Annotated in this window: 22 protein-coding genes and 2 pseudogenes; 13 read left to right on the top strand and 11 right to left on the bottom strand. The window is 56.7% G+C overall.

The genetic code is table 11. The features are described from left to right. Nucleotides 1–60: 60 nt before the first annotated feature. Nucleotides 61–1,230, bottom strand: coding sequence for an MFS transporter (locus tag ACH3PB_RS08345; RefSeq protein ID WP_416399003.1), 1,170 nt, complete (start codon nucleotides 1,228–1,230; stop codon nucleotides 61–63). A gap of 271 nt (nucleotides 1,231–1,501) precedes the next feature. On the opposite strand from ACH3PB_RS08345, the gene ACH3PB_RS08340 reads away from it, so the two are divergent. Together ACH3PB_RS08340 and ACH3PB_RS08335 are read left to right on the top strand one after the other, a co-directional pair. After that, on the top strand, nucleotides 1,502–2,071 hold the full coding sequence (locus ACH3PB_RS08340; RefSeq protein WP_416399002.1) for a DUF1415 domain-containing protein: 570 nt from the start codon (nucleotides 1,502–1,504) through the stop codon (nucleotides 2,069–2,071). A 123-nt stretch (nucleotides 2,072–2,194) separates the two neighbouring features. Further along, entirely contained in the window at nucleotides 2,195–3,130 is a 936-nt protein-coding gene (locus tag ACH3PB_RS08335; RefSeq protein WP_416399001.1) for a rhomboid family intramembrane serine protease, read from the top strand. Between the two features lie 78 nt (nucleotides 3,131–3,208). Here ACH3PB_RS08335 and ACH3PB_RS08330 read toward each other — a convergent pair whose 3' ends face one another. The 4 genes from ACH3PB_RS08330 to ACH3PB_RS08315 form a co-directional block, all read right to left on the bottom strand. Further along, entirely contained in the window at nucleotides 3,209–3,580 is a 372-nt protein-coding gene (locus ACH3PB_RS08330; protein WP_416399000.1) for a nuclear transport factor 2 family protein, read from the bottom strand. A 98-nt stretch (nucleotides 3,581–3,678) separates the two neighbouring features. Then, entirely contained in the window at nucleotides 3,679–4,440 is a 762-nt protein-coding gene (locus tag ACH3PB_RS08325; protein WP_416398999.1) for an SDR family oxidoreductase, read from the bottom strand. 115 nt (nucleotides 4,441–4,555) lie between these two features. Further along, complete coding sequence (locus ACH3PB_RS08320) at nucleotides 4,556–5,362, bottom strand: DUF2182 domain-containing protein (protein ID WP_416398998.1); 807 nt, start codon at nucleotides 5,360–5,362, stop codon at nucleotides 4,556–4,558. Further along, a complete protein-coding gene (locus ACH3PB_RS08315; RefSeq protein ID WP_416398997.1) occupies nucleotides 5,359–5,976 on the bottom strand; it encodes a DUF1326 domain-containing protein in 618 nt (205 codons plus the stop codon). Before ACH3PB_RS08315 ends, ACH3PB_RS08320 begins: the two co-directional genes overlap by 4 nt. A gap of 113 nt (nucleotides 5,977–6,089) precedes the next feature. Between ACH3PB_RS08315 and ACH3PB_RS08310 the strand changes: the two genes are divergently transcribed. Next, the gene (locus ACH3PB_RS08310) at nucleotides 6,090–8,054 is read left to right on the top strand and encodes a winged helix-turn-helix domain-containing protein (protein ID WP_416398996.1); all 1,965 of its coding nucleotides are present in this window, start codon (nucleotides 6,090–6,092) and stop codon (nucleotides 8,052–8,054) included. Here the strand turns inward: ACH3PB_RS08310 and ACH3PB_RS08305 are convergent. Further along, nucleotides 8,030–8,719, bottom strand: coding sequence for a tRNA (adenine(22)-N(1))-methyltransferase (locus ACH3PB_RS08305; RefSeq protein WP_416398995.1), 690 nt, complete (start codon nucleotides 8,717–8,719; stop codon nucleotides 8,030–8,032). The genes ACH3PB_RS08310 and ACH3PB_RS08305 overlap by 25 nt on opposite strands. Before the next feature lie 213 nt (nucleotides 8,720–8,932). Here ACH3PB_RS08305 and ACH3PB_RS08300 point away from each other — a divergent pair, with 213 nt between their 5' ends. The 4 genes from ACH3PB_RS08300 to ACH3PB_RS08285 all read left to right on the top strand — a co-directional run bounded on the left by ACH3PB_RS08300 (nucleotide 8,933) and on the right by ACH3PB_RS08285 (nucleotide 11,794). After that, nucleotides 8,933–9,121 carry a CsbD family protein gene (locus tag ACH3PB_RS08300; protein ID WP_416398994.1) on the top strand — a complete coding sequence of 63 codons (189 nt, stop codon included), beginning with the start codon at nucleotides 8,933–8,935 and terminating at the stop codon, nucleotides 9,119–9,121. Nucleotides 9,122–9,284: 163 nt separating this feature from the next. Then, nucleotides 9,285–9,797, top strand: coding sequence for a TIGR00645 family protein (locus ACH3PB_RS08295; protein ID WP_416398993.1), 513 nt, complete (start codon nucleotides 9,285–9,287; stop codon nucleotides 9,795–9,797). An 83-nt stretch (nucleotides 9,798–9,880) separates the two neighbouring features. Further along, a complete protein-coding gene (locus tag ACH3PB_RS08290; RefSeq protein ID WP_416398992.1) occupies nucleotides 9,881–10,369 on the top strand; it encodes a DUF2946 domain-containing protein in 489 nt (162 codons plus the stop codon). A gap of 39 nt (nucleotides 10,370–10,408) precedes the next feature. Next, nucleotides 10,409–11,794 carry a PepSY-associated TM helix domain-containing protein gene (locus ACH3PB_RS08285; protein ID WP_416398991.1) on the top strand — a complete coding sequence of 462 codons (1,386 nt, stop codon included), beginning with the start codon at nucleotides 10,409–10,411 and terminating at the stop codon, nucleotides 11,792–11,794. 67 nt (nucleotides 11,795–11,861) lie between these two features. On the opposite strand, the gene ACH3PB_RS08280 is transcribed toward ACH3PB_RS08285, so the two are convergent. Further along, nucleotides 11,862–12,512: a glutathione S-transferase family protein gene (locus ACH3PB_RS08280; RefSeq protein WP_416398990.1), complete on the bottom strand. Its 651-nt coding sequence runs from the start codon at nucleotides 12,510–12,512 to the stop codon at nucleotides 11,862–11,864. 130 nt (nucleotides 12,513–12,642) lie between these two features. Here ACH3PB_RS08280 and ACH3PB_RS08275 point away from each other — a divergent pair, with 130 nt between their 5' ends. The 4 genes from ACH3PB_RS08275 to ACH3PB_RS08260 all read left to right on the top strand — a co-directional run bounded on the left by ACH3PB_RS08275 (nucleotide 12,643) and on the right by ACH3PB_RS08260 (nucleotide 15,672). Beyond that, nucleotides 12,643–13,599 carry a helix-turn-helix transcriptional regulator gene (locus ACH3PB_RS08275; protein WP_416398989.1) on the top strand — a complete coding sequence of 319 codons (957 nt, stop codon included), beginning with the start codon at nucleotides 12,643–12,645 and terminating at the stop codon, nucleotides 13,597–13,599. A 66-nt stretch (nucleotides 13,600–13,665) separates the two neighbouring features. Then, entirely contained in the window at nucleotides 13,666–14,430 is a 765-nt protein-coding gene (locus ACH3PB_RS08270; protein WP_416398988.1) for a pseudouridine synthase, read from the top strand. Nucleotides 14,431–14,566: 136 nt separating this feature from the next. Next, entirely contained in the window at nucleotides 14,567–15,205 is a 639-nt protein-coding gene (locus ACH3PB_RS08265) for an SDR family oxidoreductase (protein WP_416398987.1), read from the top strand. 8 nt (nucleotides 15,206–15,213) lie between these two features. Next, nucleotides 15,214–15,672, top strand: a complete 459-nt coding sequence (locus ACH3PB_RS08260; RefSeq protein ID WP_416398986.1) for an ATPase — start codon at nucleotides 15,214–15,216, stop codon at nucleotides 15,670–15,672. A 3-nt stretch (nucleotides 15,673–15,675) separates the two neighbouring features. On the opposite strand, the gene ACH3PB_RS08255 is transcribed toward ACH3PB_RS08260, so the two are convergent. The 3 genes from ACH3PB_RS08255 to ACH3PB_RS08245 all read right to left on the bottom strand — a co-directional run bounded on the left by ACH3PB_RS08255 (nucleotide 15,676) and on the right by ACH3PB_RS08245 (nucleotide 19,609). Continuing rightward, nucleotides 15,676–16,917 carry an SO2930 family diheme c-type cytochrome gene (locus ACH3PB_RS08255; RefSeq protein WP_416398985.1) on the bottom strand — a complete coding sequence of 414 codons (1,242 nt, stop codon included), beginning with the start codon at nucleotides 16,915–16,917 and terminating at the stop codon, nucleotides 15,676–15,678. Further along, nucleotides 16,889–18,364, bottom strand: a complete 1,476-nt coding sequence (locus ACH3PB_RS08250; RefSeq protein WP_416398984.1) for a parallel beta-helix domain-containing protein — start codon at nucleotides 18,362–18,364, stop codon at nucleotides 16,889–16,891. The genes ACH3PB_RS08255 and ACH3PB_RS08250 overlap by 29 nt, the downstream gene beginning before the upstream one ends. 174 nt (nucleotides 18,365–18,538) lie before the next feature. After that, nucleotides 18,539–19,609, bottom strand: a complete 1,071-nt coding sequence (locus ACH3PB_RS08245) for a helix-turn-helix domain-containing protein (protein ID WP_416398983.1) — start codon at nucleotides 19,607–19,609, stop codon at nucleotides 18,539–18,541. A 252-nt stretch (nucleotides 19,610–19,861) separates the two neighbouring features. Here ACH3PB_RS08245 and ACH3PB_RS08240 point away from each other — a divergent pair, with 252 nt between their 5' ends. Continuing rightward, nucleotides 19,862–22,033, top strand: a complete 2,172-nt coding sequence (locus ACH3PB_RS08240) for a hypothetical protein (protein ID WP_416398982.1) — start codon at nucleotides 19,862–19,864, stop codon at nucleotides 22,031–22,033. Nucleotides 22,034–22,050: 17 nt separating this feature from the next. Continuing rightward, nucleotides 22,051–22,152, top strand: a pseudogene (locus ACH3PB_RS08235) (glutaredoxin); the annotation flags it as partial. 112 nt (nucleotides 22,153–22,264) lie between these two features. On the opposite strand, the pseudogene ACH3PB_RS08230 reads toward ACH3PB_RS08235, so the two are convergent. Then, nucleotides 22,265–25,096 (bottom strand): annotated as a pseudogene (locus ACH3PB_RS08230) (EAL domain-containing protein); the annotation flags it as partial. Nucleotides 25,097–25,145: the final 49 nt, after the last annotated feature.

Here is a 25,145-nt window from a genome sequence, read left to right as displayed (position 1 = left end):
AAGGCCGGGTCTTCCTGGCCTGTGATCCAACGTTTCCTGAGGATGTGACAGAGGTGATCCTTATTGACTCACTGGGACAGGAGGACGGCCGCGCACAGGTGAGACCACCAGTAGCACTAGCAGCGACACGAGCAGCATGAACGATAGCCCCGTAAAAGCAGCTCTCAGGCTGAAGGCCTCTGCCACCCACCCAATGAGGGGAGGAAAGGTCAGCAGGCCAATATAGCCAAGACCCACTACCAGCGTAAGGCCGCTGCCGTGTGGCAGCCCCGGAACATTCGCCGCCATGAGAAAGTAGACTGGCACCACATTGGCCAGTCCCAGCCCGAGCAAGGCGTAGCCGAGGGTGGTGACAACAACGTTGGGCGAGTGGACGATCACCATGTAGGCCACCGCGCCCACAATCAGGCTCAGCGCAATCACTCTACGGTCGCCAAATCGGGCTCGAAGAGCGTCGCCGCTGAAACGAAGTATCGCCATCGATAGGGAAAAGGCAGCAAACCCCACACCGAAGAGCGCCGGCTCAACACCCATCACCGTGTCGAGATACACACCAGACCAGTCAATAACAGCGCCTTCGGCAGTAAAGGCAACCAGGGCCGCCAGCCCGATAATAACCAAAACGGGAGAGAACGCTCGCGCAGCCGCTTGGCCATCCTTGCGGCTCGATTCCGGCTGCTCGTAGAGCAGACCGCGGTTGATCACGGCAAACAACAGCAGCACGGCTGTGCAGGCGACGACCGCCATCAACTCCAGGCCCAGCAAACCGCCCGCTGGACCGATCAACAAGCCGGCCAGCCCGCCAGCCGAGTACCAGCCATGACACGATGACAGCATCGGGCCTCTGCCGGTCGACACATGTAGCCGCTCGACGGCTACCGCATTCGCATTCATGGCAATATCGGTAGAGGCAAGGAGAACGCCGGCCAGAAATACCGTAACGACCAATAAGGCGGGAGCCGGCATCAGCGCCGGCAGCGCAAGGGCAACGAAAGCGAGAAATGCGGCGCAGCGAGTGACGGTGGCACTGGCGTACCGGGCCAGTAGGTAGCGCGCAAGCGGCAAGGCAACTAGCGCACCACAACCAAAGGCGAGCAGAAACCGTCCAAACTCTGCTTCGGAGAAACCAAACTTGAGCCGAATAAGTGGCAGCATGACCGAAACCAACGCGACATTGCAGCCGACGGCGAAGAAGGTCGCGCTGATGGCGAATCTTGGAGTTATTGACATGTTTGACTCGAATGGGACCAGACGTGATAAGCACAGACAATACTCGTCCGTGTTGGCATCGGATCATTACGCGTTCACCGCATAAATTCCATACGCAGCTACCCTTGTGCGTTCAACGGACGGTCCGCCTCCGATTCAGGAAGCATGCGAACTGCTCGCCGCTTGACTGAATGCTCGATCGTCGGCTTGCCGAGTGCCCTCCGCAGTGCAACACTGGTCATCATCCAGAGCGGCGACACGCGGAAACATCTTGAACCTAGGTAAGTTATGAATGATTGATAGCACCCCCAATAATGATGCAATCCTCGATGCTGTTCGGAACTGGGTCACCACTGTGGTGGTCGGCCTCAATCTCTGTCCGTTTGCCAAACGTGAACTGGTGAAGAATCGAATCCGTTTCAGTATTACTGAAGCGGCCAACGAAGCGGCGTTACTCCAGGCGCTCAAGGAAGAGCTTATTCTGCTCGATGAAGACGCTTCGATAGAAACCACGTTGCTGATTCATCCCCACGTGCTGTCCAGCTTCCGCACCTATAATGATTTTCTGCCGGAGGCCGACAGCCTGCTGCAGCTGCTTGACAGGGAGGGCATCTATCAGATTGCCAGCTTTCATCCCGACTATCGGTTTGGCGGTACTCAGCCAGAAGATGCCGAGAACTACACCAACCGTTCACCCGTGCAAATGCTGCACATTCTGCGAGAGGACAGTCTCGAAAAGGCTATCGATGATCACCCGGACGTGGGGGGGATACCAGAGCGGAACATTGCGCTGATGAACGAGATGGGCGTGGAACGTCTGCAGGTACTTCTGGCTAGCCTGTCCCCGTCGGCGGCAAAGTAAATGTAATCAATTGTCAAAAGAGATCGTGTGCTCTGTTACTGCCTGTATACCTCGTTTACGCTTGCGCCGTTGCTGATCGCAGAATGATCAGGATTGCTTTTTCTGGCCACGAGGTGAGTCCCAATGCTGATGCTAATGCCCTACAGGATAGACGCGCGAAAGCGTGGGCTGCCACTGATCACAGTGCTCATCTGTCTCATCAGCGGTGTCGTGTTCTGGGAGCAGGTGGAGTCGGAAAGGCAGTACAGGGCATCCATAGAGAGCTTCTGTAGCTCTGCACTCGATGACCATGCCATATCAATTCTGCAGACGATCACGCACGATAAACGTCAGAGACCCTGCTTCAGTTTCTTCAATCCGATCCGTGAAGCCAGTGATCCAGAAGCCGCCATGGCAGAACTGGTGGCGCAGGCTGAGCCACTGGATATCTTTGTCTCTCCGATCGATGGCCAGGCTTATATTGCTTCAGTTCTGAGGGACAGTTACGAGTATTATGATCGCGCCATCCCGGAACTGCTGACAGACAAGCTGGCGTACGACCCCAAGGATCTCGACTGGACGCGCATGATCACAGCGACATTCTCGCATGGTGATCTCGGGCATCTGCTGGGCAATCTCCTGTTCTTCTATATCTTCGCGGCATCAGTCGAACTGTTGATGGGCACGCTTACCTTTGCGGTCTTTATTTCTGTAGCGACTATTGGCACCAGCCTGGCCTACAGTTTCACCGTCATGCATCTCGAAACCGCCTTGCCGACAGTCGGCCTATCCGGCGTCGTCATGGCCTGCCTGGTCGCGCTCGCGTTGATGATGCCAGGCGCACGTATCCGTCATTTGCTCTGGATCATCCTGTATTTCAGGGTCATCCGAATACCCGCTTTCTTCCTCATGCTCTGGTACGTCGGCTGGGACATCTACGATATGCGACGGCTTGGTAACGACAGTCTCATCAACTACGCGGCTCACCTCGGCGGCGCGCTCATTGGCGGACTCATCGGCGCGTACTATGCCTTCTTCAGACGTGACCTGCTTGACCGGGCACGCGTGCACTACAGCTGATCTGCTTGCAGGCCGGTCACACTTTGGCTAAAGCCTACGGAATACGCCTGGAAGGCTCGGCACGAGCCAAATGATGCATCAACTCATTCCAGCACTTTCGTCAACGCTCAGGCAGTAAGCAGTGAGTTCACTGATGCGATCACCCCTAAGCGTATAGATGTCACAGAAGACGTAGTGTTTACCCGCGTCCCTGCCGCTGAAGGTGATGTCGCCATTAAGTGCTGCGTAGTCACCGTCCACGATGAGCCGTTCGATTGTGATATGGGCCTGGCTTTCGCAGCTGTCCATCGACTTCAGCCAGTCGGCAAAAGCCGCCTTGCCTTCGATAGGCGTCTCACTGTTTGCCATACGAAAGCGTATGTCATCGGTGACCCCGGCAAGGATGCTCTCGATATCCGGTTTTGCCCAGGCATCGTTGAATTCCCGCAGGAACTTCTTGAAATCTTTCATGGCAGACTCCTAAAGGCTGTTCGTTCTGTAAAAGAATGTCTTCACCTATTTGTCGATTGCAGAAAACGGAAATCGACATCGCCATGAAAGAAATTTTCTCAGATCGCCGTTGCGCCGCCATCGACCGGTAAGGCGACGCCAGTTGTAAAGGCAGCACCCTCGGAACACAGATACAGCACTGCCGCCGCAATCTCACTGCTTTGCCCAATGCGGCCTACCGGATGCATAGCGGCTGCATACGCTGCTTTCTTGGGGTCCAGCTCCGCAGCACGGCGGAACATGTCGGTATCGATGACGGCAGGGCAGACGGCATTTACCCGGATCCCCTTCTTGCCGTATTCGACCGCCGCCGATTTGGTCAGGCCGATCACCGCATGCTTGCTGGCGCTGTAGATGCTCATCTTGGGCGCTGCGCCCAGACCCGCTATCGAGGCAGTGTTGACGATGACGCCACCACCCTGGGGCAGCATGGCCTTGATCTCATGGCGCATGCAGTGCCACACGCCCTTCACATTGATGTCCATGATCCGGTCAAAGGTCTCTTCGTCACCATCCGCCAATTTGCTCTGCTCGACCTCGATGCCTGCGTTATTGAAGGCGAAGTCAAGGCGGCCGAATGCCTCAAGCGTGTTCTTGATCAGCTGACGCACCTGCGAATCCTGACTCACGTCACAGGCAATGAAGACGCTATCGCCACCCTGGGCGGCGATAGCGCTAGCGGTAGCTTCACCGGCCTGTACATTGACGTCTGAAACGACGACTTTTGCGCCCTGGCGAGCGAATGCTTCAGCAGTCTCTCGGCCTATACCTGCGCCGGCGCCGGTTATTAGCGCCACCTTGCCTGCGAATTGGTTCCGCATATCGATCTCCTGAATCAGTAAGGGTTCGATTACAGAATACCGCTTCGACTCTTCATATCGCCAGCCATCCAGATCTGCTCGAATGGATGTTGCGACGGAAGCTTGATCTGGTGGCTTATCGCATTGTGCCGCCGAATGCGGCACTCAGCAGCATTATGGCACCTGCGATGATAAGCAGCAGGCCTGTGAGCTGGCCGATTGGCCGGGGCCAGGGTGTTAGCTTTTCCACCAGAAAGTAGAGGGCCAGGCCAGCCATCCAGATCAGACTCATTACACCACCTACGAACATCAGCAGCATGAGTGCCCAGCAACAGCCTGTGCAGTAGGCGCCGTGGCGGATGCCCATGAGGAGTGCCCCGGTGGGGCCTTCGCGCCATTCGGTCATGATGAAGCCGATTGGTGAGCGGCATTTGCGCAGACAGGCCTGCTTGAGACGACTGAACTGGAATGCGCCGGCCAGAATGAGCAAGACCCCGCCTAGTGGCGCGCTCGACTTGCCCATGGCAGCGCTTAATAGCCCGGCGTGGTACAGCGCCCATTGAGCTGTGGCGGCAAGCGCGCTGAAGCCGAGCCACACGACAAGATAGCCCGCCACGAACAGGCCGGTAGGTGCCACTGCCCGACCTCTGCCGGTACGCTGCTGATGAATCCGGGTATAGGTCAGAATCATCGGACTCGCGCCTGGCATCATCATGGCCACCATCATCAGGCTCCACATGAGCGCGCCCATCACTGCCACATCCAGATGCCACTGATCTGCCGGGGCCTTGATGCCAGGTAAGGCCATACTCGCAGACATATCCATGAGGTAAAGCTGGCCCCATGCCAGAAGTGTGATTACGAGCAGTACAGTGCCGATCAGCATCCGCTCGAGCGCGCGAGCCCTGGCTACTGTGAGGGGCACACTGCTTTCTTTGTTCATGGTCCGGCGTAGCTGAAAGGTGAATAGTAGGCGGTGCGTTCGCTCAGATCGAAATTGAGCCCGTAGGCCTGGTGACGCAGGGACTGAGAGCTCGCGACCACCAGCGAGTTACCCGGCGCTACGGCCAATGGATGGTTGATAATATGCACCTCGGCACCGGCCTGGCCTTCGATGGCTTTTATCTCTGCACCAGCATACTCACCAAGCTTGAGATGTCGCCGACCCTTGCTCGTTTCGAACAGGATTGGTAGGTGCTCCACGCCAAGCACTTCACCAATGAGCGAGGCGAGCACAGCTGGGTGGCCTCCGGCCTGCCCACCGAAAATGGCACCCAGCGCCTCGAGTTGCTGCTGGTTGCCACGCTGGTCCAGGTATAGCACGACTCTCCAATTGCCTTCCGCCATTGGGCCGGGAGACAACAGCGCCACCACAACATTCAGATCATCCAGCGGCAGGTCACCAAAATGGCCACGGCTTACATGCCAGCCTACAAGCGCAGTGCACTCGCCCTCGGTGGGTGCACCAAGGTACAGGCAGGGGCAGGCGCCCTTGCAATTGCAGCTTTCGAGATAGTCGCCTTTCAGGCTCCACGCTGTTTGCACGGTATTGTTCATGACAGTACACCTCCCTAATCGGGCTGATTTCTGTGACTTCAGTTATACCACCCGATGAACAGATGGACGTGAGGGCGTGATGAGAATACTGTGAGAATTCGTGAGGGCCTACTATGACCAGACGAATGTCGGAATGGCTTGCAAGTCAGGCTCAGCAGGCGTTCACCGGACGAGAAACTGAGCTCGATTTCCTGCGGAGTGTGCTCACGCCTGAAGGGCCATGGGTGCTGCATGTGCACGGCATTGCTGGCATAGGCAAAACGGCCTTGCTGGAGAAATTTGCGCGTGAGGCGAGAGACGACGGAGCGATCGTTATCCACATCGACTGTCGCAATGTGGAGCCGACCGAGCGCGGCTTCCTTGGTGAGCTGAGCGAAGCCGTGGGGGGTGTCTGTCATGCCGCTGAAGCCCTCGCACAACGTCTCGACAAGCTCAACACCGTCATTCTTCTGGCCCTCGACAACTATGATGCGTTCAGGCTTCTCGATGTCTGGCTGCGGCAGGTTTTTCTACCGACCTTGCCAGACAGGGTGCGAGTGCTGTTGTTCGGTCGGCAAAGGCCTTCGGCTGGCTGGTATGCCACGCCGGGATGGGGCCACAGACTGCAGGCTGTGGCCATGACACCGCTGAATGCGAATGATGCCATATCAGTCCTTACACAACTCGGGCTCGGCCCTGAGGAGGCGGCGCTCATCGCACGTTCCACCCATGGGCACCCACTGGCCCTCAAACTTGCCGCGGCGAGTGTGCGGAACGAGCCGCCTGGCTATTGCTTCTCTGAAGCGCCGATTCAGCAGGCGGTCGATGAACTCACCCACGTTTTCCTTGCCGATGTAAGCGATCCTGTTACCCGGCGCGTGCTGGAAGGCGCGGCGGTGACCCGCCGGTCGACGATATCCTTATTAAGAGCCATCTTTCCTGATCTGGCGCCGCAGGATGTCTATGAGCGCCTGAGCGATCTGCCCTTCGTCGACTGTGTCAGCGACGGCCTGGTCGTACAGGAGGCTGTGCGTGATGCCATCGCCCGTTCCCTGCATGCCAGTGATCCTTGTCGTTATCTTGAGTATCGGCGGGCAGCCTGGCGCCAGCTCGTTTCCGAAGCGCAGTTTGCAGGGAGCGGAGATCTCTGGCGCTATACGGCAGACATGCTTTATCTGATCGAGAACCCTGTGGTGCGCGAGGCCTTCTTCCCACGGGATACATCGGCACTTTCAGTGGAGATGGCTCAGCAGAGCGACGCCGAAGACCTACTCAGCATCGTTCATGCCCAGGAGGGCATTCAGGCTGCCGAGAGCTTGCTGTCATGGTGGCGAAGGCTGCCACAGAGTTTCCATGTCGTGCGTGATCGGGTGGGGCATGTGGTGGGCCTGTATTGCAAACTTCGCTCTGATCTGGTTGAGCCCCGCTGGCTGCGTGACGATCCGGTGACCGCAAGCTGGTGCGACCACCTCAGGTGCAATCCACTCCCGGACGATCAGATAGCCTTGTTCTGCCGGCGCTGGCTGGCCAGCACTGAAGGTGACTCACCTGGCGAAGTCCAGGCTGCTGTATGGCTCGATCTCAAGCGGCACTATATGGAGTTGAGGCCGCGTCTGCGTCGCGTTTATCTCCTGGTGCGTGATCTTGCTGCCTACGCGCCGGTCGCTCAGCGCTTAGGCCTGGTAGCCTTGACTGGGCGCGAGCTCTCGCTCGATGGCGCCATCTACCACACTGCGATGCTCGACTTCGGTGCGGGCTCCGTCGACGGCTGGCTGGCCGCACTGGCGGCTTCAGAGCTGGGTGTCCAGTCAGCAGTCGACCTGCTCGACCTCGAAGCCCGCGAGCTGGTGATGGGTACCGGTCGGGTGAGTCTGACCCCGCTCGAATTTGGTGTGATGCAGTTGCTGGCCGCCCGGACCGGCAAGGCTGTGTCGCGCAGCGACCTGCTGCGTGAAGTCTGGGGAACACGCTATGAAGGTGGTAGTAATGTAGTCGATGCCGTTGTGCGCACCCTGCGCCGAAAACTGGGTGAGCACGCCGTTCAGGTTGAAACCGTCACCGGCGTAGGCTATCGCTATCGCGCATCACATCTTGTCTGAACCATTTCGTAAGCTTGAAGAATGTGTTGTGCGTGCGCAGGCGCGTTCAGCGATGCCCGTTGGTAATGATTGAGTGTTTGCGTCAGATAGCCTCTTGCGATTGCTGCCTGCTCTGGCGTTTCAGCCTGCCAGATCAGCTCACCGACCTGACTGATTTGGCTTCCGAGCATCGCCTTAGAGCTTACGAAAAGAATTTCGTAATATCGCCGGTTTTCTTCCAACAGTGCTTCGTGCTTTAGAGCGAAGTTCAGACAAATGAGTTGACTGCGCAAGGCAAATTGCTGCCGGACAGGGCAGAGAAGGAAATCAATCGTTAAGTCAGGCGAGGCAGCCTGTATCGCCTCCACAAGCTGGCCAGTCAGGTCGCCACCCAGACCTGCGATGATGATCAGATGACGCCCATCGTACTGTGCCAGCGGCAAGGCGTGTGCATCAATGCAGTGCGCGGTCCAGGCTGTCGATGAGGCTGGCTGGAACTGCTGTAGCCTCACCTGCAGATCGCTCACCAGGGCAGGGACCACATCCACGAAATGGATATGAGGCGCCGCTGCGCGGGATAGCAGTGTCGCGCCCAGCAGACCGTGATCACAACAGCAGTCCCAGATGTGGTCATAGCCCGGCGGCACCATGGCATCAAGCTGCTTTAATCGCTTCCCAAGTTTCACCGTGGAATCCTTCCCTTGCGCGGCATCAAATGCCTGTGACACCTCGTTATTGCCTAAATATAAAGCGAATTTCTACTAGCACAAGCGCCCAGGGCAATTGAGTGGATACGCGTCGGCCCAGCTTCTGGATGTTAAGGTATTGTAAGTGGCGGCTGGAGCTAAGTCGTTGTTATCTTAGGGGTGTTGAATTGATTCTGAAACCACGGAGGTTATATGAAAGACTCAAAGACGGATAAGGCAGAAGGCACAATCGACAAGATCAAGGGTAAGGCAAAAGAAGTCTTCGGCAAGGCTACTGACGACAAGGATACCGAAGCCGAGGGTAAGGCCCAGCATACCAAGGGCCACGCCAAAGAGACTAAGGGCAAGATCAAGGATACAGTAAAATCAGTTACCAGCTGATCCTGATCGAACCGTACTCGAAAGCAGCCAAATGGCTGCTTTTTTATTGTCCGGCGAAAACCCGATCATATGAAGGTGTAGCATTCGGTGCAATCAGCTCTTGCTGTCTCCGCCCGCCGAGTTAAGATGCAGGCTGCAGGATTGATGACTCAGGAGAGACTGAATGCGTTCGTTGGAAAGTAAGATCGAAGCCGGCATTTTTGCAAGTCGCTGGTTGTTGGCGCCGTTTTTTGTGGGCTTGATTGCAGCGATTCTGGTTTTGCTGGTCAAGTTCATGAAGGAACTGGGCATGCTCGTGAAGAATGCCTGGACCGCAGACCAGTACGAAGCCGTCATCTCGATTCTTACCTTGGTCGATACCGCACTTATTGCCAGTCTGTTGTTGATCATCATCTTCAGCGGCTATGAAAATTTCGTCTCGAAGATATCCGTTGGTGGTCACGAGGACCGTCCAGCATGGATGGGGCGCGTCGGTTTTGCAGACCTCAAGTTAAAGCTGATCGGCGCCATAGTCGCTATCTCGGCGGTCGAACTGCTCAAGGCCTTTCTGGTCAGCAGTCAGTTCACGACCGAGCAGTTGGCCTGGAAAGTGGGCATCCACTTTACTTTTGTACTTTCAGGCGTGTTCTTTGCGCTCACGGACTGGATATCCGAGTCGCGTAAAAAGGATCATTAATCCAGCTGCATTGATGCTCAGGCCGAAGTAAAGCCAAATTTCATTCGCTCGTCGTCACCGTATCACATGGATGTCCACCGGTTTTGAAGGCACCTGAACACCGCCGTTTGACATGCTGGCTGGCGCTGCTATCCATCCTGCTCATCTATCTGGGCCCGATTCTGACTCAGCTGCAGTTCGACGCCAGCAGAGATCAGACGCGGTCCACACCGTCCTCTTTGACTGACTCCGCTGATTTCGCCGCTCGCTCGAAATCAGGCCACGCGCACCATCCCCCTCAGCATCACGCCCCTCAGCATCACGCCGACGCTCAGTATGGGCATCATGACCAGCATGGCGCTCACGAGCGTTCGCGAAAGGACCCGCCGCTAGCTGATCAGCATGTCAGTCATGCCGATTGCGGATACTGTGCCCTGCTCACAAAAGTGCCGCCGAATCTTGCGGCGGCCATGGTCAGCGTTGCTTTCAAACTCGACTTCGTTCAGCCGCTTTTACCTCGCACTACATCACTCCCCAGAGAAGCACCAGTCTTCCCGGATGCGCCAGTTCGCGCGCCTCCAGCCTTGGCTTGACCCCGGAACACAGTTCTCAATCTAAAATCAGGGATACTCATGCCTATTACAATTCGAACCAGTGATGAACGCTGGGGCTACCCCTTGCTCGTTCGTCTGCATTTTTACGCCGGCTTTTTCGTCGGACCTTTTATTTTTGTCGCTGCGCTATCGGGCGCACTTTTCGCGCTGACACCGCAGGTAGAGCGTTGGCTGTACGATTCCGTTTTGACCGTCCAGCAGGGGGGTGAGCACCGTCCAATCGCTGACCAGATCCGGGTTGCCCGGCAGGCAATAGGGCACAGTGCCATTCTGTCGGCCGTGCGTCCGGCGCCAGCCGACGGCCTGACGACACGGGTCATGTTCTCGGTCGATGGACTTGCGGAAGGAGAGCATCAGGCGATTTTTGTCGATCCATCGAAACTGGATATCCGGGGCAGCCTTGTCGTCTATGGCACAAGTGGCACGCTGCCATTTCGAATCTGGATCGACTTTCTGCATCGGGAGCTTCATCTAGGCGAGGTCGGTCGTTACTACAGCGAACTTGCGGCGTCCTGGCTCTGGCTGGTGGCACTGGGTGGGCTGCTGCTCTGGTGGCGAAGACGTCGCGCTGACAGCGGGCTCAGCAGCGACAGTCCTCGCAGCCGACTCAGATACTGGCACAGCACCCTGGGTGTGGTGCTCTCGGTGGCCTTGCTCTTCTTTTCTATCACGGGCCTTACCTGGTCGAATTGGGCGGGCGCTAATATTGCTGCTCTCAGGGCTCAGATGGACTGGAGTACGCCTGAACTGAACACGGCACTTGCGCCTGACCAGCCAGCGGGTGAGGTCCTGCATCATCAAGGTCATGGCGCAGCCAATCCTGAACCGGTCGAACAGATCGACAGGCCCGAGTTGTTTGATCAGATGTTGGCCAAAGCCAGAGCTACAGGTATCGATGCGGCGATTCTGGAAATAAAGCCCGCTGCCGATCCTGCAAGCGCTTGGGTGGTGCGCGAGATCGACAGGGGCTGGCCTACCCAGGTCGATGCCGTCGCCATCGATCCTCGCACCATGACAGTAGTCGGTGAGCAGGTTTTCAAAGACTTCCCGATAGTAGCGAAGCTCACCCGTTGGGGCATCGATGCGCATATGGGTGTCCTGTTCGGTTTACTCAATCAGCTCTTCGTGGCCTTCTGTGCGCTGGCGCTCTGTCTGCTGGTCATACTGGGCTATCGGATGTGGTGGCTACGAAGACCCAGCGAAGTGCGGCAGACGGCCTCAGGTCCTCGGCGGGTCTTTCACCACCTGCGAAAGGCGTCATTGAAGTCTCTTCTGATCATGGCACTGGGGGTCCTCCTGCTTGGCGTGTTTGCGCCGGTGATGGGCGTGAGTCTGCTGTTATTCCTGGTGATCGATGCCTGGCTGAGTCGGGGTAATATCAGCAGCCGGGCGCCTGTACTGTAGGCGGTCCGATATCGATGGAGGGGCGCGCGACAGGCCAGCTAACAGTGGCCGTCGCGTCCCCGAGATCTTACGCTGGCAGTGCTGCTTCCGGTTCCGCCGTCCGTGAGGCTAGCAGCGCATCATCGAGCTGATTGGCCCTTTTCGCTGCTGGTCGCGCTTCAGTACGGGCGACATAAGCTTCGAAAGCCGGTCGAGGCTCGAGATTCTTCTGCATCATCTCCCAGCCAACATAGCTGCTCACGACAATATCTGCGGCCGTAAATTGCTCGCCACAGATATAGGGCCCTTTCTGTAACACTGATTCCAGTACATCGGCCGCATCGCCGATACGTCCACAGCCGACAGCTGGAGCGTTGCTCTCGTCGATCCGCCAGCCATAGGCTTTCGCACTGGTCGACATTTCGAACGGCCCCGCCATAAAGAACAGCCATCGATAATAGGCGCCGCGCTCAGCGCTCTGGGGTGGCGGTGCCAATTTTTTCTCCGGGAACTGGTCAGCGAGATAAGCACAGATCGCAGCGACTTCAGTCACGATGATGTCGCCATGTTTGATGGCAGGCACCTTGCCCATGGGATTGATGGCGAGATAGTCGGGGCTCTTGATCGACTGGCCGAATTCCAGAATTTCGAGTTCATAAGGCACCGCGAGCTCTTCGAGCATCCAGCGGACGACACGGCCTCGTGACATTGGGTTGCTGTAGAACTTGATTTTTGACATGGGATCACTCCTTTGGTTCGGGCTGGCTCTTGTTGTACTGCAGATTCAGAATAAGCCCGATATAGGCGAGAAACCGTCCTAATTAAGGTGCAGAATACAAATTTATAGCAAGTTTCTGCAGAGGCGAATCATGTCTGGACCGACCACTCGTGTGCTTGCAGCACTCGAACTATTGCAGTCCCATCAGCAATTGAGCGGCGCCGAGCTGGCCGAGCGGCTCGGCGTGGACCGTCGAACGGTCCGTCGTTATATCTCGGTACTTGAAGAGCTCGGCATACCGGTGATGACGGAGCAGGGTCGATTCGGTGGTTATCGTCTCATAGCAGGCTTCAAATTGCCCCCGATGATGTTTACTGAAGAGGAAAGTCTCGCCGTCTCGCTCGGCTTGCTTGCTGCCCAGCAGCTCGGACTGGCGGCATCTGCCCCATCCATCGCCAGCGTCCAGGCGAAACTCGAACGGGTGATGCCCGCGAACCTGAAGCGACGTGTCAGAGGTATAGTCGAAACCACCAGGGTTGTGCTTCCAAAAGGCGAGCCTACGCTGGACGAGCATGCGCCGGCGATACTGACTGCCGCCGCAGAAGCCGGACGATGTGTGACATTTCTGTACCACTCTCCGCAACAGGCGGTCATGACACGAATTATCGATCCCTACGGCCTGGTTTTTATGGGGGGGCGCTGGTACGTCATCGGCAATTGCCATCTGCGTCGCGCGATCAGATCGTTCCGGCTGGATCGAATCAGTCAGGTTGCGCTGCTGGCAGATTGTTTTCAGCGACCGTCGGGCTTTGATGCTGCCGACTATCTCCGCGAGAGCATGTGCGCCTGGGGCCAGACGCATGAGGTTACCATAGTGCTGCATACCGACAAGGCCAGCGCACTGAAGGCACTCGGACTGCGGGATATGAATCATACTGGTTTGGAGCAGGTGGAAGACGGTATGCTGTTGCGAACCCACACAGACAGTTTCGAGTGGTTTGCCTGGTGGCTGGCACAATTGCCTTTCCGTTTCAGCGTTCTGGCGCCCTCTGCGCTAAAGCGAGCGCTGCAGGATCATGCAAACCGACTGCTCGAAGCCTGCCACTGAGCCGCGGCTGGCTTCGATCCGGGAAGGTAATGCAATAGCCGCCTTTCGGTCAGTTACTGCAAGAGAATGATGAAGATGACGGCCGCTGCTGCTAATCCACTCACTGAAATATACCGAGATACATGGCTACTGGTCGTGCACAAACCGGCGGGCCTGCTGGTGCATCGCAGCCCGATCGACAAGCACGAAACCGAGTTCGCATTACAGTACGCGCGCGCGATGAACGGTGGTGAGCACGTTTATCCTGTACATCGTCTGGATCGACCAACCTCCGGCCTGCTGGTCTTCGCCCGCGATCAGCAGACGGCAAGTGAGCTTGGACACGCGCTCATGTCAGGTCTTGTGAACAAGACTTACCTGGCCATGGTTCGTGGCTGGACGCCTGAGCAGGGGAGTATCAATCATCCGCTACGCGAAGAGCCTGAAGACCGACGGCGCAAGGGCGAAGCTCAGGCGGTGCGTGAGGCGAGAACCAACTACAAGCGGCTGGCGACTACGGAGATTGCGATTGAAATAGAGGGCTATCCGGTTAGTCGTTACAGCCTGGTAGAGCTGCAACCGGAAACAGGGCGCAAGCATCAGCTTCGCCGACACATGAAGCATATCAACCACCCCATCATCGGCGACGCAAACCACGGGCGCGGGCGCCATAACCGCTATTTTGCCGAACGTTTCGGGCGTGGACGACTGATGCTGGCCGCTACCGGCCTCATCTTCAAACATCCGGTTACAGGCGAGCAGCTGCAGCTCTCAGCCCCGCCAGAAGACAGCTTCCTTGAGGTACTCTCGGTATTCGATTACGCCTTGCCCGCACTTGCCCCTGCCTTCTAGAGCCGGATTGATTTGCCGTCTGGCGCTGGCCTATCCCCGAAGCCCCGTCATCCAACCCTGACCACCCTCCCGTAACCCAAGTATCTTCTCATGTGAATCGCCGCCGGGCGGGTCACGCAATTAAAGGAACGTTGATATGAAAAGCAGGACTTTGCTCATAGGTAGTAGCGGCAAGATAGGTAAGTTGCTCGTACCGATGCTTCTGGAGGCAGACATTCCAACGGTAGCCATGGTTCGGGACCGGGAAAAGCTGGAGAACAGAGAGGGGCTGGAGATCGTCGAAGCTGACCTGGAGAAAGATATTGGCCACGTCTTCGAAGGCTGTGATCGCGTGATTTTCTGCGCGGGATCTGGCCCGGATACCGGCCTCGACAAAACGTTCCTGGTCGATCTCTGGGGGGCCAGAAAAGCCGTGGCCGAAGCCAAGAAGCAAGGCGTCGAACAGTTCATTCTGGTCAGCTCGCAAGGCGCGGATGATCCGGAAGCCGGGCCTGAAAAGATGCGACCTTATCTCATCGCCAAACATCTCGCTGATGAAGGTCTCATCGACAGTGGCATACCCTATACCATCGTTCGGCCGGGTCAGCTGACTAACGACAAGGGCAAGGGGCGGATCACCACCAGCCTTCCGGGAGATCCGGACCAGCAGAAGATCCCTCGCGAAGATGTCGCAAGCGTACTTCTGGAAGCATTGAAGCAGAAGGCGCCTTTGAATGGCATCATCAATATCTGGCAGGGTGAGCAGTCTATTGAAGAAACCCTGTCTTCCCTCTGAGGCGCGATATGGAAATCAAGACCTTCGAAGATCTTATCGACTGGACCCGACAAATGCACGCCCAGCTCGGGCATTGCTTCAACGAATGTGCACAGCAGAACCCGGATGAGCGGGCTCGCCTCCTGCTCGAATATCTCACCGCTCATGAGCGTGAGCTGGAGACGATTGTCCTTGAATTCGAACGCCAGGCAGATCCGAAAGCGATGAAAACTCGTCTCTACGATTGGCTGGAGCACAAACCGATTAAGTCGCATCAGACCTGCGATGGGCATTATGCCAATCTCAGCTATGACGAAATCTGCCGGGAAGTGTTCGATTTACACGACCAGATTATTGGTCTATTTCGGGACTTGTCCACGCGTGCGACCATTCCGGAAGCGAAGGCGCTCACCGGCTCATTGCTGGAAATGGAGGAAAACGAATCCATGCGTCTTGCCCAGCAGGTCAATAGGGGCACCGACTTCTGATCATCACGGGCATCCCCCTGGCAGGCCGTCTATCCATGCGGCAATCAACGCTGCGCCCTCCTGATGTGCCAGGTGTCTGCCGATTTCCGGCATGCGGTGGCGGGCTTCAGCGGTGTTGATGCGGTAATGCAGAATCGAACTGCTGGCGTCGCCAGGCACCAGGTCATAGTTGAGCCCCTCAGCCGCCCGATAGGCGACCGGCAACTTGCAGGTGCCGTGCTTGACTGGCTCATCAGCCAGTGAGCGCCAATATTCAAGGTGAAGGCCGGTATTACTGGCGCCACCTTCGGGGCGGTGACAGTGTGCGCAATTCACATCCAGATAGCCTTTGGCCAGCGCTGTGAGTTCGGCGGTGGTCCTGCCGGCTAGTAAACTGGCATCCGCATCAACGTAAGCCGGAACAGTCGTTACAGGGCTCAGATCATCAGGCAGCCCTGCGAGTATGCCGGCCTTGCGCCAATGCTGCAGTTGGTTCTCAGGCCCATTATCGTAGTCAAATGCTCTGTTCAACAGCCGGGCTTTCGGTCCAATTGGCACTATGGCATTGCGTACGCCATCGTTGAACTGATGACACTGCTTGCACATATTGGTATCTGGCACTTCATAACTGAAATCGATCTGCTGACCATCATGAATCAGGCTGACTGGTATAAAGGCACCAGCCGCGCTGAATTCAGCCTCGGTCTTGTCGGCGTTCCACACGTAGGGCAGCGCTGTCCACCCGCTCTCACGGCGGATCAACAGGCGGGTCTCCAACAGGGTCTCGTTCTCTATCCCACGAAACGCGGTATCAGCTGGCAGTGCGAAGGTCTTGCTGATGACCGTGCCCACCGGAAAGTCGAAGGCCTCCTGAGTCGAGTACTGTGCGCTGCTGCCGTCTGGCAGAAATACAAAGCGATACTTGCTGGTGTAATCACTGAACAGGGCCGTCGTCAGATCATATGGCACAGCTCCAACCGCGGGGTTCGCAGTCGGATTTGTCTCATCCTTGAACAGACGATAGCTACTGAGGTATTGGCAGTTGGTGCTCATCAAGGCCCCATGATTGATGCCGCTGCCAGCGTCGCCACAAACACCGGCCTCTTTCGGGCCGTCCTGTGGCGGCGGGTTTCCACCGGCAGTGCCGCCGCCATCGCCACCACCGCCACAAGCGGCTAGCAAAAGTGCCGAGCCAAGCACCGTGCCCCTTATCAGGCGTTCAGGATATCGGTCCATATCAGAGCCCACAGGAAGTCGCGCTTGCATCTGTAGCGTCGTCAGCGCCGCAACCAAATGTCTCACCACCGATCGTAACTTTCGCAGGCGTGAGGGCAGTAAGCGGTTGTGCACAGGTCAACAGGTCCGCAGGGCTGGCTTCGAAGAGGAAGTCAGGTGTGGTGGATATCGCAGAGCCGTCGCCCGCCGGATCATAGACGACGCCATGGCTTACCCCGCCATTGTTGCTCGCGCAGACGCTTGCAGCATCGTCAAAGGGCTGGCCGGCAGTGGCGGGGTCTGCGCCGATATTGGCAATGAGCTCGCCCAGGCCGTCATACAGAATGGTCGGAAAAGCGCCGTGGATCATCTGATAGCCGGTGATCAGATCTGCGATCAACGAACCCGCGGGCGCAAATCCCGAGTTGGTGATGATGTTGTCGTGAATGTCGATACTGCGCGGCACCGCATTCCAGCCGTCGTCGATCGCACTGGTGTAGGTGGGGTTCATATAACTCAACTGGTCATCTGCGATGTAGTAGCTCGTAACGGCAACCGAGGTGGTCTGATGATCGCTGATCTGGTTGGCGTAGATTTCCACATCGTTGGTCGAAAGCACGATGACGCCAGTGCCAGGTGGAACGATGTGTACGCCGCCGGCAAAGTCGCCCACACGAGCGAAGTTCACAGTGTTGTTGGCGGTGATCACGTTGTCGAAGACTCTGACGTTGGTGCCGTAGATGCCGTTGCCGATAGGGAGGTCGAAGATCAGGATGCCACCGGTGTTGGCTTCGGCTCGATTATCGTAGACGTCTGCATTGATAGAGTTCTCGATCTCTATTCCAGCCACGTTCTCCTTCGCGAGATTGCGACGCACGACGATATTTTCCGACTGCCCCACATAGATTCCGGCATCGGCCGAGCCGCGGACATACGAGTCTTCGATCAGGATATTGCTGGATTCGACCGGATACAGGCCATAGGCGCCGTTGTTCTCGTCCAGGGCGCCCTCCCAGACCGTGGCGACCGACTGTATCCTGATGCCATCAGTATTCTTCAGCTTGATCGCATTGGCTGCAGCTTCATTGACGGCGAGGTCTTTGATGGTCACGTTACGGCCGTTCTGTATGAACAGGCCGTCACCGCCGCTGGACGTCGCGAAGTTCAGGATCGTCTTGTCCTGCCCATGGCCGATCAGGGTGATGTTATCGACCGGTATGCCATCGCCATCGGAGTCGGCATCGAAGGTGAGGGTACTTTGAATAGCATAGGTGCCTTCAGGAAAGACAATCACGTCGCCGGACTTTGCATTGATCAGTGCATTTTTGGCGGCAGTCGTCAGCGTCGCATCCGCGGGGAGCATGATGGCGCCTGCCGGAAAAGGCGACGCAACTTTGTCATCGTCATCATCATCGTCGTCGCTGCACCCAGAGAGCGTGAGTATCGCAAGCAGTGTGATGAGCAGAAACTGCTCGTGCAGATGAGTTGTACTGGGCATGTTGACTCCGATGGCAGATGACTGGACTGACATCACCACGCTAGCGGAACGTCCTGATCTGGACGAGAAAATAGGCTGTGCACGATCGGATTATCGCTGTGCAATTTGTTTAAACGCCTATGAGAGTAGGGCTCGAGAGGAGTTTTCTGAGCGCTGACAAGCGTATGCAATTTATCAAATCAAGGAATTTGCACAGTCTGGCGCGCTACCAGGCCCGCCTTGCTCGAGCTGCTCTCGACGATGATCACTTGGTGTATGACCGGTAATATCCTTGAAGGCTCTGTTGAAAGAGCTCAGGGAGCGGTAGCCAATATCCAGAGCGATGTTCAGGATAGGCGTATTCGGTTCAGTACTGAGCCTGTGCATGGCTTCTTCAATGCGAAGCTGGTTGATATAGTCGTTGAAATTGCGATAGCCCAGCGTGCTGTTGATGAGCGCCCGGGTCTTGTATTCGGGCAAGCCAATCTTCGTCGCCAACATTTTTAGCGTCAGGTGTTCGGTGCGGTAGTATCCGGCGGCCATGACTGCCTTGAGCTGTAATTCATGTTCGCCGGGTGCTGTGGGTGGCTGGTCAGGTGGCGCTGGTACTTCAGCCTGCACAGGCTCAGCGCCGCGCCCTGACTTGAGCAGATCCTGTGCAAAAGCGCCGTGCCGCCCCCGGAGTAGAAAGGCTGCGATGGCAAGTCCAGCAATAGACACGACCAGCCCCCGATCCACGCTTACACCGATGCCGAGATTGAACAGGAGCGCCACACCCAGCACTGTGACACCTGCCACCATAAGCACCAGGGCGCGCAGTTGCCGCCGCGGTTCTACGAGATCAGTCGACCAGTGGGCAAAAATTGTCCAGAAGCCGTGCGCAATCAGCAGGAACTCGAACAGCTGTGCCAGTTCCCAGCCAAAGAATAACCTGGCACCAGTCGCTTCGGCATGCAGGCCGTACATCCTCGCAGTCCACGGCGCGAGCACGCTATAGAGTGCCAGGAAGGTATAGATGGAGAACCATTTCAGGCGGGAGGCAAACGCTGTCTGGCAAAGTAGCCAGAACAGGGCAGGTAAGGTGACTTCCAGGTTGAGCGTCAGCCACTGCCAGTCGGGCGAGGTGAGAGGGTGCAGCAGAAAACCGGCAGCGGCGATGAGAAAGGCTATGAAAGCCTTGGCTGCTGGCGAGGACCTGCTATCCCCTATGAATGCCATGAGCAGAATGAGTATGCACGCCAGGCCGAAACCGGTGAATAAAAGCATGACCGTCGCCGTCCATCTTGTGGTTATTTTTCTGACTGCCGGTTGAACCAAATTGTCACTGCGGCGGAGTCCTGTCAAGTACTGGCGTAGTCCGGCACCCACGCCTATGGCGGGGTCCGCCCGGCTCAGGCATAGGCGTTGAGGATTTTGCATAGCGAATGTAGATTTTGATCATTTGTTATTCTGGCGCCTGCCAAATGCCTGTCATAGCTTGAAAGCGGTCAATTACGTCAGCGACTAAGGGCTCTCATCATGCGTGCGATAACAACAAGAACAGGCAACCACTACGCCACCTCGAAGGCAGATTACTCGAGACTTCATGCCAGCTGCACTGTGGCGGTAGTTGCCCTGGCGACCTCCTGTGGCATGAATGCGCACGCGATAAGCCCTGAAGACGCCGTTCACGACCTCGCCCAGGGCTGCTTTTCGATACAGTCGCCGGCGACTGGTCGGTTCCTGCAGCCATTTCATCAGGGTGGGCCGATCGACAATGGTCTGAGTTACCGCTTCGCGGACGGACCGGTTACGCAGGCGGAACGCTTCTTCTTCAAACCCACCTCTTTCCAGAATTACCTGATCACCGGTCGCGATGGACGCTTTCTCGCCACACATTTGCCTGGCCAGATCTCTGCAGGTACAGCTGCAGGCAGCTTCGCAGAGTGGAAAATCTCCGCACAGGCTGACAGCCAGGGCGGGCACCTGTTCAGCTTCAGGGGCAACGCACTGAACATGACGCTCAGGCACAATACCTGGCGCCAGACGCTGTATTTTTTCGATCTGTTCAATCCCTGGAACTGGTGGAGCGAAAATCGTTTCAGGCTGGTTGCGCAGTCGGATTGCACGCCATTTCCTGAGGCAGAGCTCAATGTGGCCGACGCACCTGGGCCAGCTACGGGCTCTGTGGATCTGCCCATCCGAGGGTTCGTCGACCCCCACACCCATATCACATCCTATGAATTCATGGGTGGCAAGATGATGGCGGGCAAGCCCTTTCACCGATGGGGTATTCAGACAGCCCTGAAGGACAGCTCAGATGTGCACGGGCCGCGAGGGGCGCTCGATATCATCGGCAACCTGCAAGCCTATGGGGACGTCAATTTCCGCTATGACACCAGGGGCTATCCTGATTTTCCGTTCTGGCCGAACTACAAGCAGCAGTCACACATGGGCTACTACTATCGATGGATCGAGCGCGCCCACAAGGGCGGCCTGAAACTCATGGTTTCACATCTGGTCGAGAACGAGGTGCTGTGTAACGTTCAGAAAACCATCAATCCCGCTAGCTGGATCAATCCGAACAGCTGCAATACCATGGAGAGTGTGGACTTGCAGATTCGGCGCCTGCATGAAATGCAGGCCTATATCGATGCACAGGCCGGCGGTCCCGGTGAAGGCTTTTTTCGCCTCGTCTCTTCACCCGCCCAAGCGCGCCGTGTCATTGCCGACGGCAAGATGGCGGTACTGATGGGCATCGAAGTTTCAGAGCTGTTTAATTGCGGCTACAAAGATCAGTGCAGCGAAGCGACTATAGAGGCCGGACTACAAAAGGCCCATGCCGCCGGCGTGCGAGTGCTGTACCCGGTGCATCGTCTGGACAACCAGCTTGGCGGAGCCCGGCTCGAAGATGGCCTCATCAATGTGGGTAACTGGCTCTCGACAGGACACTTCTTCGAAACAGAGGCCTGTGACGCCGAGACCCGGGGCGCCTGGATGACCAATGGCTTCCCACTCATCGGCCAGGTGCCGGTGCTGAAGCAGATTCTGGACCTGGCTGGTGCAAACCCCTATTACGATGAGAGCCGGCCGCACTGCAACGTGAGAGGTCTGACAAGGCTTGGAAACTATCTCGTCAACCGCATGATCGACCTTGGCATGATTATCGAGATTGACCACATGTCGAACAAGACTGCTGCCGCTGTCATGGATATCGTCGATGCCCGTAACTATTCAGGTGTCGTCTCCAGCCACAGCCATATGAATCGTGATCGACTTGGTGGTGTGCATGACTTGACCCGAAGGATTGCCCTGGCGGGCGGCGTGCTTGCACCCTATAACTCGGCATCGACCTCACTTGCCAGTGACATCAGCGAGTACCTCGATGTTGTAGAGACGACGCCATATCTGCACGCTGTGCCATTCGCGACCGACATGAGCGGCTTGGGCAGTCAGGCAGCGCCGCGGAGCGACACCGCAGTGAACCCGTTGGTGTATCCGTTCACCACCGAATCCGGGGTCATCGTTGATCGGCAGAAGACCGGGAATCGCGTTTTCGATCTGAATACGGACGGTGTTGCGCATTATGGTCTCCTGCCTGACCACCTGCAGGATATTCGAGAGCAGACCAGCGATCGCATCTATGAATCAGTGATGAATTCGGCTGAAGGCTATCTCCAGATGTGGGAGCGTGCGCAAGCAGGGCAGTGATCTGCCGCCATCAGTAATGTGCCTGCGTCGGCGGCAACAGCCAAGTGCCGCTCGGCTTCGTATCGCTTACCGAAAACCTGATGATGATCGCCATGGGCCTGTGGATGCTGTTGAAGTAGAAGATGCTGAAGCAGCGTCCAACACGATCGCGTGCCTGTCGACCAGCAACTCCGGTTTGTGAATATGCCAGCCTTGGGCGTAATCCACATTGAGGTCATCCAGCATTGCCATGATTCCGGCCGTTTCGACATATTCGGCCACGACTTCGATGCCCATGGCATGGGCAACGCGTGTCATGGATGACACCATCTCCTGGTCTACCGGATCTGTCCGCAAATCACGAATGAAGCAGCCGTCGATTTTCAGACAGGTAACCGGCAGGCTCTTGAGGTAGCCGTAGGAGGCGAAGCCACTGCCAAAGTCGTCCAGAGCGAAGCGACTACCGAGCTCACGCAGGGTCGCAATGAGACTTTGCGTTTCGTTGATGCTCGCCACTGCAGCGCTTTCCGTGATTTCGAAACAGATTTTGTGTGGAGGAATGTTATAGCGCCTGAATGCACTCAGTATGAAGGCGGTAAGCTCCGTATTGCCCACTGACTGTCCGCTCAGATTGATGTTGGCCTGTGCGAGCCTCTCCAGACGGTCTGGGTTCTCAGAAAGCCAGCGGAAGTAGGTTTCGATGACCCAGCGGTCGAGTTCGACGATCATGTTGTAGCGTTCGGCAGCCGGAAGGAATGCGCCCGGCGGTAGAATTTCACCATTCCGGCGCATCCTCACCAGCAGTTCATAGCGGTCACCCTTGATAGTGCCGTTCACGGCTGCGATGTTCTGATGGTAGAGAATCAGGTCATCGTTGGCGATGGCCTCTCGAATCACCGCAACCAGCTCCATTTCGTTCTGCCGGCGGACGATTTCGCCACTTTCCGTATCGTGAACAAAGACGCGGTTCCGGCCACTGTCTTTTGCGGCGTAACAGGCGGTATCGGCAAGGCTCATCAGCTCGCCTACCGTACCGGCATCCTTTGTGACAGCAACGACACCTATGCTGATGCCGATGTTGAATATTTTGTCTTCCCAGTTGAAGCGATGATCGGCTATGTCCTGCCGCAGGCGCTGCGCCTTTTCCGCAGCCTCGTCCAATGGCGAATCGTGCAGTAATATTGCGAACTCATCACCGCCCAGCCGTGCCAGATGATCAGTGGCACGAGTATGGCGTTGAAACAGCAAAGCGATCTGTTTGAGCAGCTGGTCACCCGCGCCGTGACCACAGGTGTCGTTGACGATCTTGAATTGATCGAGATCCATCAGCAGCAACGCATGGCTGTCGTCTACCCGATTTGTATTCTGTATCGCTAATTCCAGACGCTTTTCGAACTCAAGGCGGTTCAGCAAACCGGTCAGCGTATCGTGAGTAGCGAGATAGTTGAGCTTATGCTCACCGGCCTTGCGATCTGTGATATCCACAAGCGAGCCTTCGAGTATCGGCAATTTCGTGAGGGGATCATGAATGACGCGCCCGTATACCGCCACCCAGAAAAGGCTGCCGTCGACACGGCGACATTCCGCCTCGAAACCATCGAGTTTCCCGAAACGGGTCAACAGATCCATCGTTTCATGGAGAACCTCTCGGCGCGCTGGCATGAGTGTCCGGGAGTCGGCATGGTGAACAACCAGTTCCTCAACGCTCTGCGAACCGAAAATTCGCGCAAGGGCGGGGTTAGCTGACAGGAAACGCCCCTTGCTGTCGATCTGGAACCGACCCTCCATGGACTCATCGTGAATGACCCGATAACGCTCGAGGTTGGCGATTGCATTTTTCTGCGCCTGCTCTCGCGCAACTTTCTCGCGATTGATCCGGTCGGCCAGAGCGAAGGACAGCAGCGCAACCACTGAAATGGCGCCGAAGTGGATGGCGTATTCAGCCAGCCAGGTTCGCGGGACAAGGGTATACTTGCTCAGAATGAGATACACGGCGAAAACCGTGAACAGTGTGAATGCGATGACGAGATAGCGCGCATCCGTAATCCGTCGACCTACCCAGAAATACAGGCCCGTCGCATAGGTGCTCAGCGAGACCAGCGCAACCATGATCAGAGTCAGCTGAATGGTCATCTGATACGGCGCAACAAAGGCCAGGCCGGCAAGGGCGAGACAGATCGCAGCTTCAACATGGAAGAGCCTGGCCAGGCCAACCGAACGCTCACTCAGTTTGAGAAAGCACTGGGTGAACATTGCCAGCGCAAACAGGGCAATGCCAGCCGAAACCACTACGCTGATCTGAGCCCATTGTGGTGAGTCTGGCCAGACGTGCTTGAAAGCGACGCCGGTCAGGCTAGCCTCGACCCCGATATACCCGAGAAGACACAGGGAATAGTAGAAATAGCCGCTTTCGCGAATCGATAGCCACAGGAACAGGTTGTACAGTGCCATGATGCTGATCATGCCGATGATGGCGCCGAACAACTCGCCTTCACCGTATTTTTCGGTTGCAAGCGCTTCGGGGGTCCAGAGCGTCAGTGGCGCCTGCATTGCTGATGTGGTCTGGATACGCATGACAGCCACATAGTCGGTAGCTGCTTTCAAAGTCAGAGGGAAGACAAAATTCGGGAAATGTATGGGCCGCTCTGCGAACGGCAGTTCATCGCCAGCCTTGATGACCTGAACAGGCTCCCCAGTGAGTCCGTCGAACAGCGTCAGCCGGATATCATCGAGCAAAGGATAATTGATGTCGAGATACACGCTGCGTAGCTGAGCGGAGTCGTTCCTCAGCTTGAAGCGAACCCATAGAACCTCCTTGTTGAAACCAAGATTCAGGTTGTCTCCAGCAAGCGTCGTCCAGCCTTTATCCAGATCCCTCACATCCGCTGCCGTCAACGCTCGATCCTGATCTGTCTGATACACGAGATGAGGCCCCAGAGCGAGGCCGGCATAATCTGGTAACAGGCTCAGCGGCACGGCATCTTCGGCCGATGCTGCGAAGCTGAGGGTGAAGCAGAGGGCGGTTACGAATCCCAGAACCCGCGAAGTAGCGCGGGAACAATACAGCAGGGCACGCAAATACATCATGACTCTCAGAAATAGGTAAAAAGGGCGCTATTTCTGAGTATAGGCG

Source organism: Allohahella sp. A8 (genome assembly GCF_047946665.1).
Taxonomy (GTDB): Bacteria; Pseudomonadota; Gammaproteobacteria; order Pseudomonadales; family Oleiphilaceae; genus Allohahella.
The sequence above is the reverse complement of the archived record's forward strand: the minus strand, read 5'-3'. Positions and strand labels throughout refer to the sequence as shown.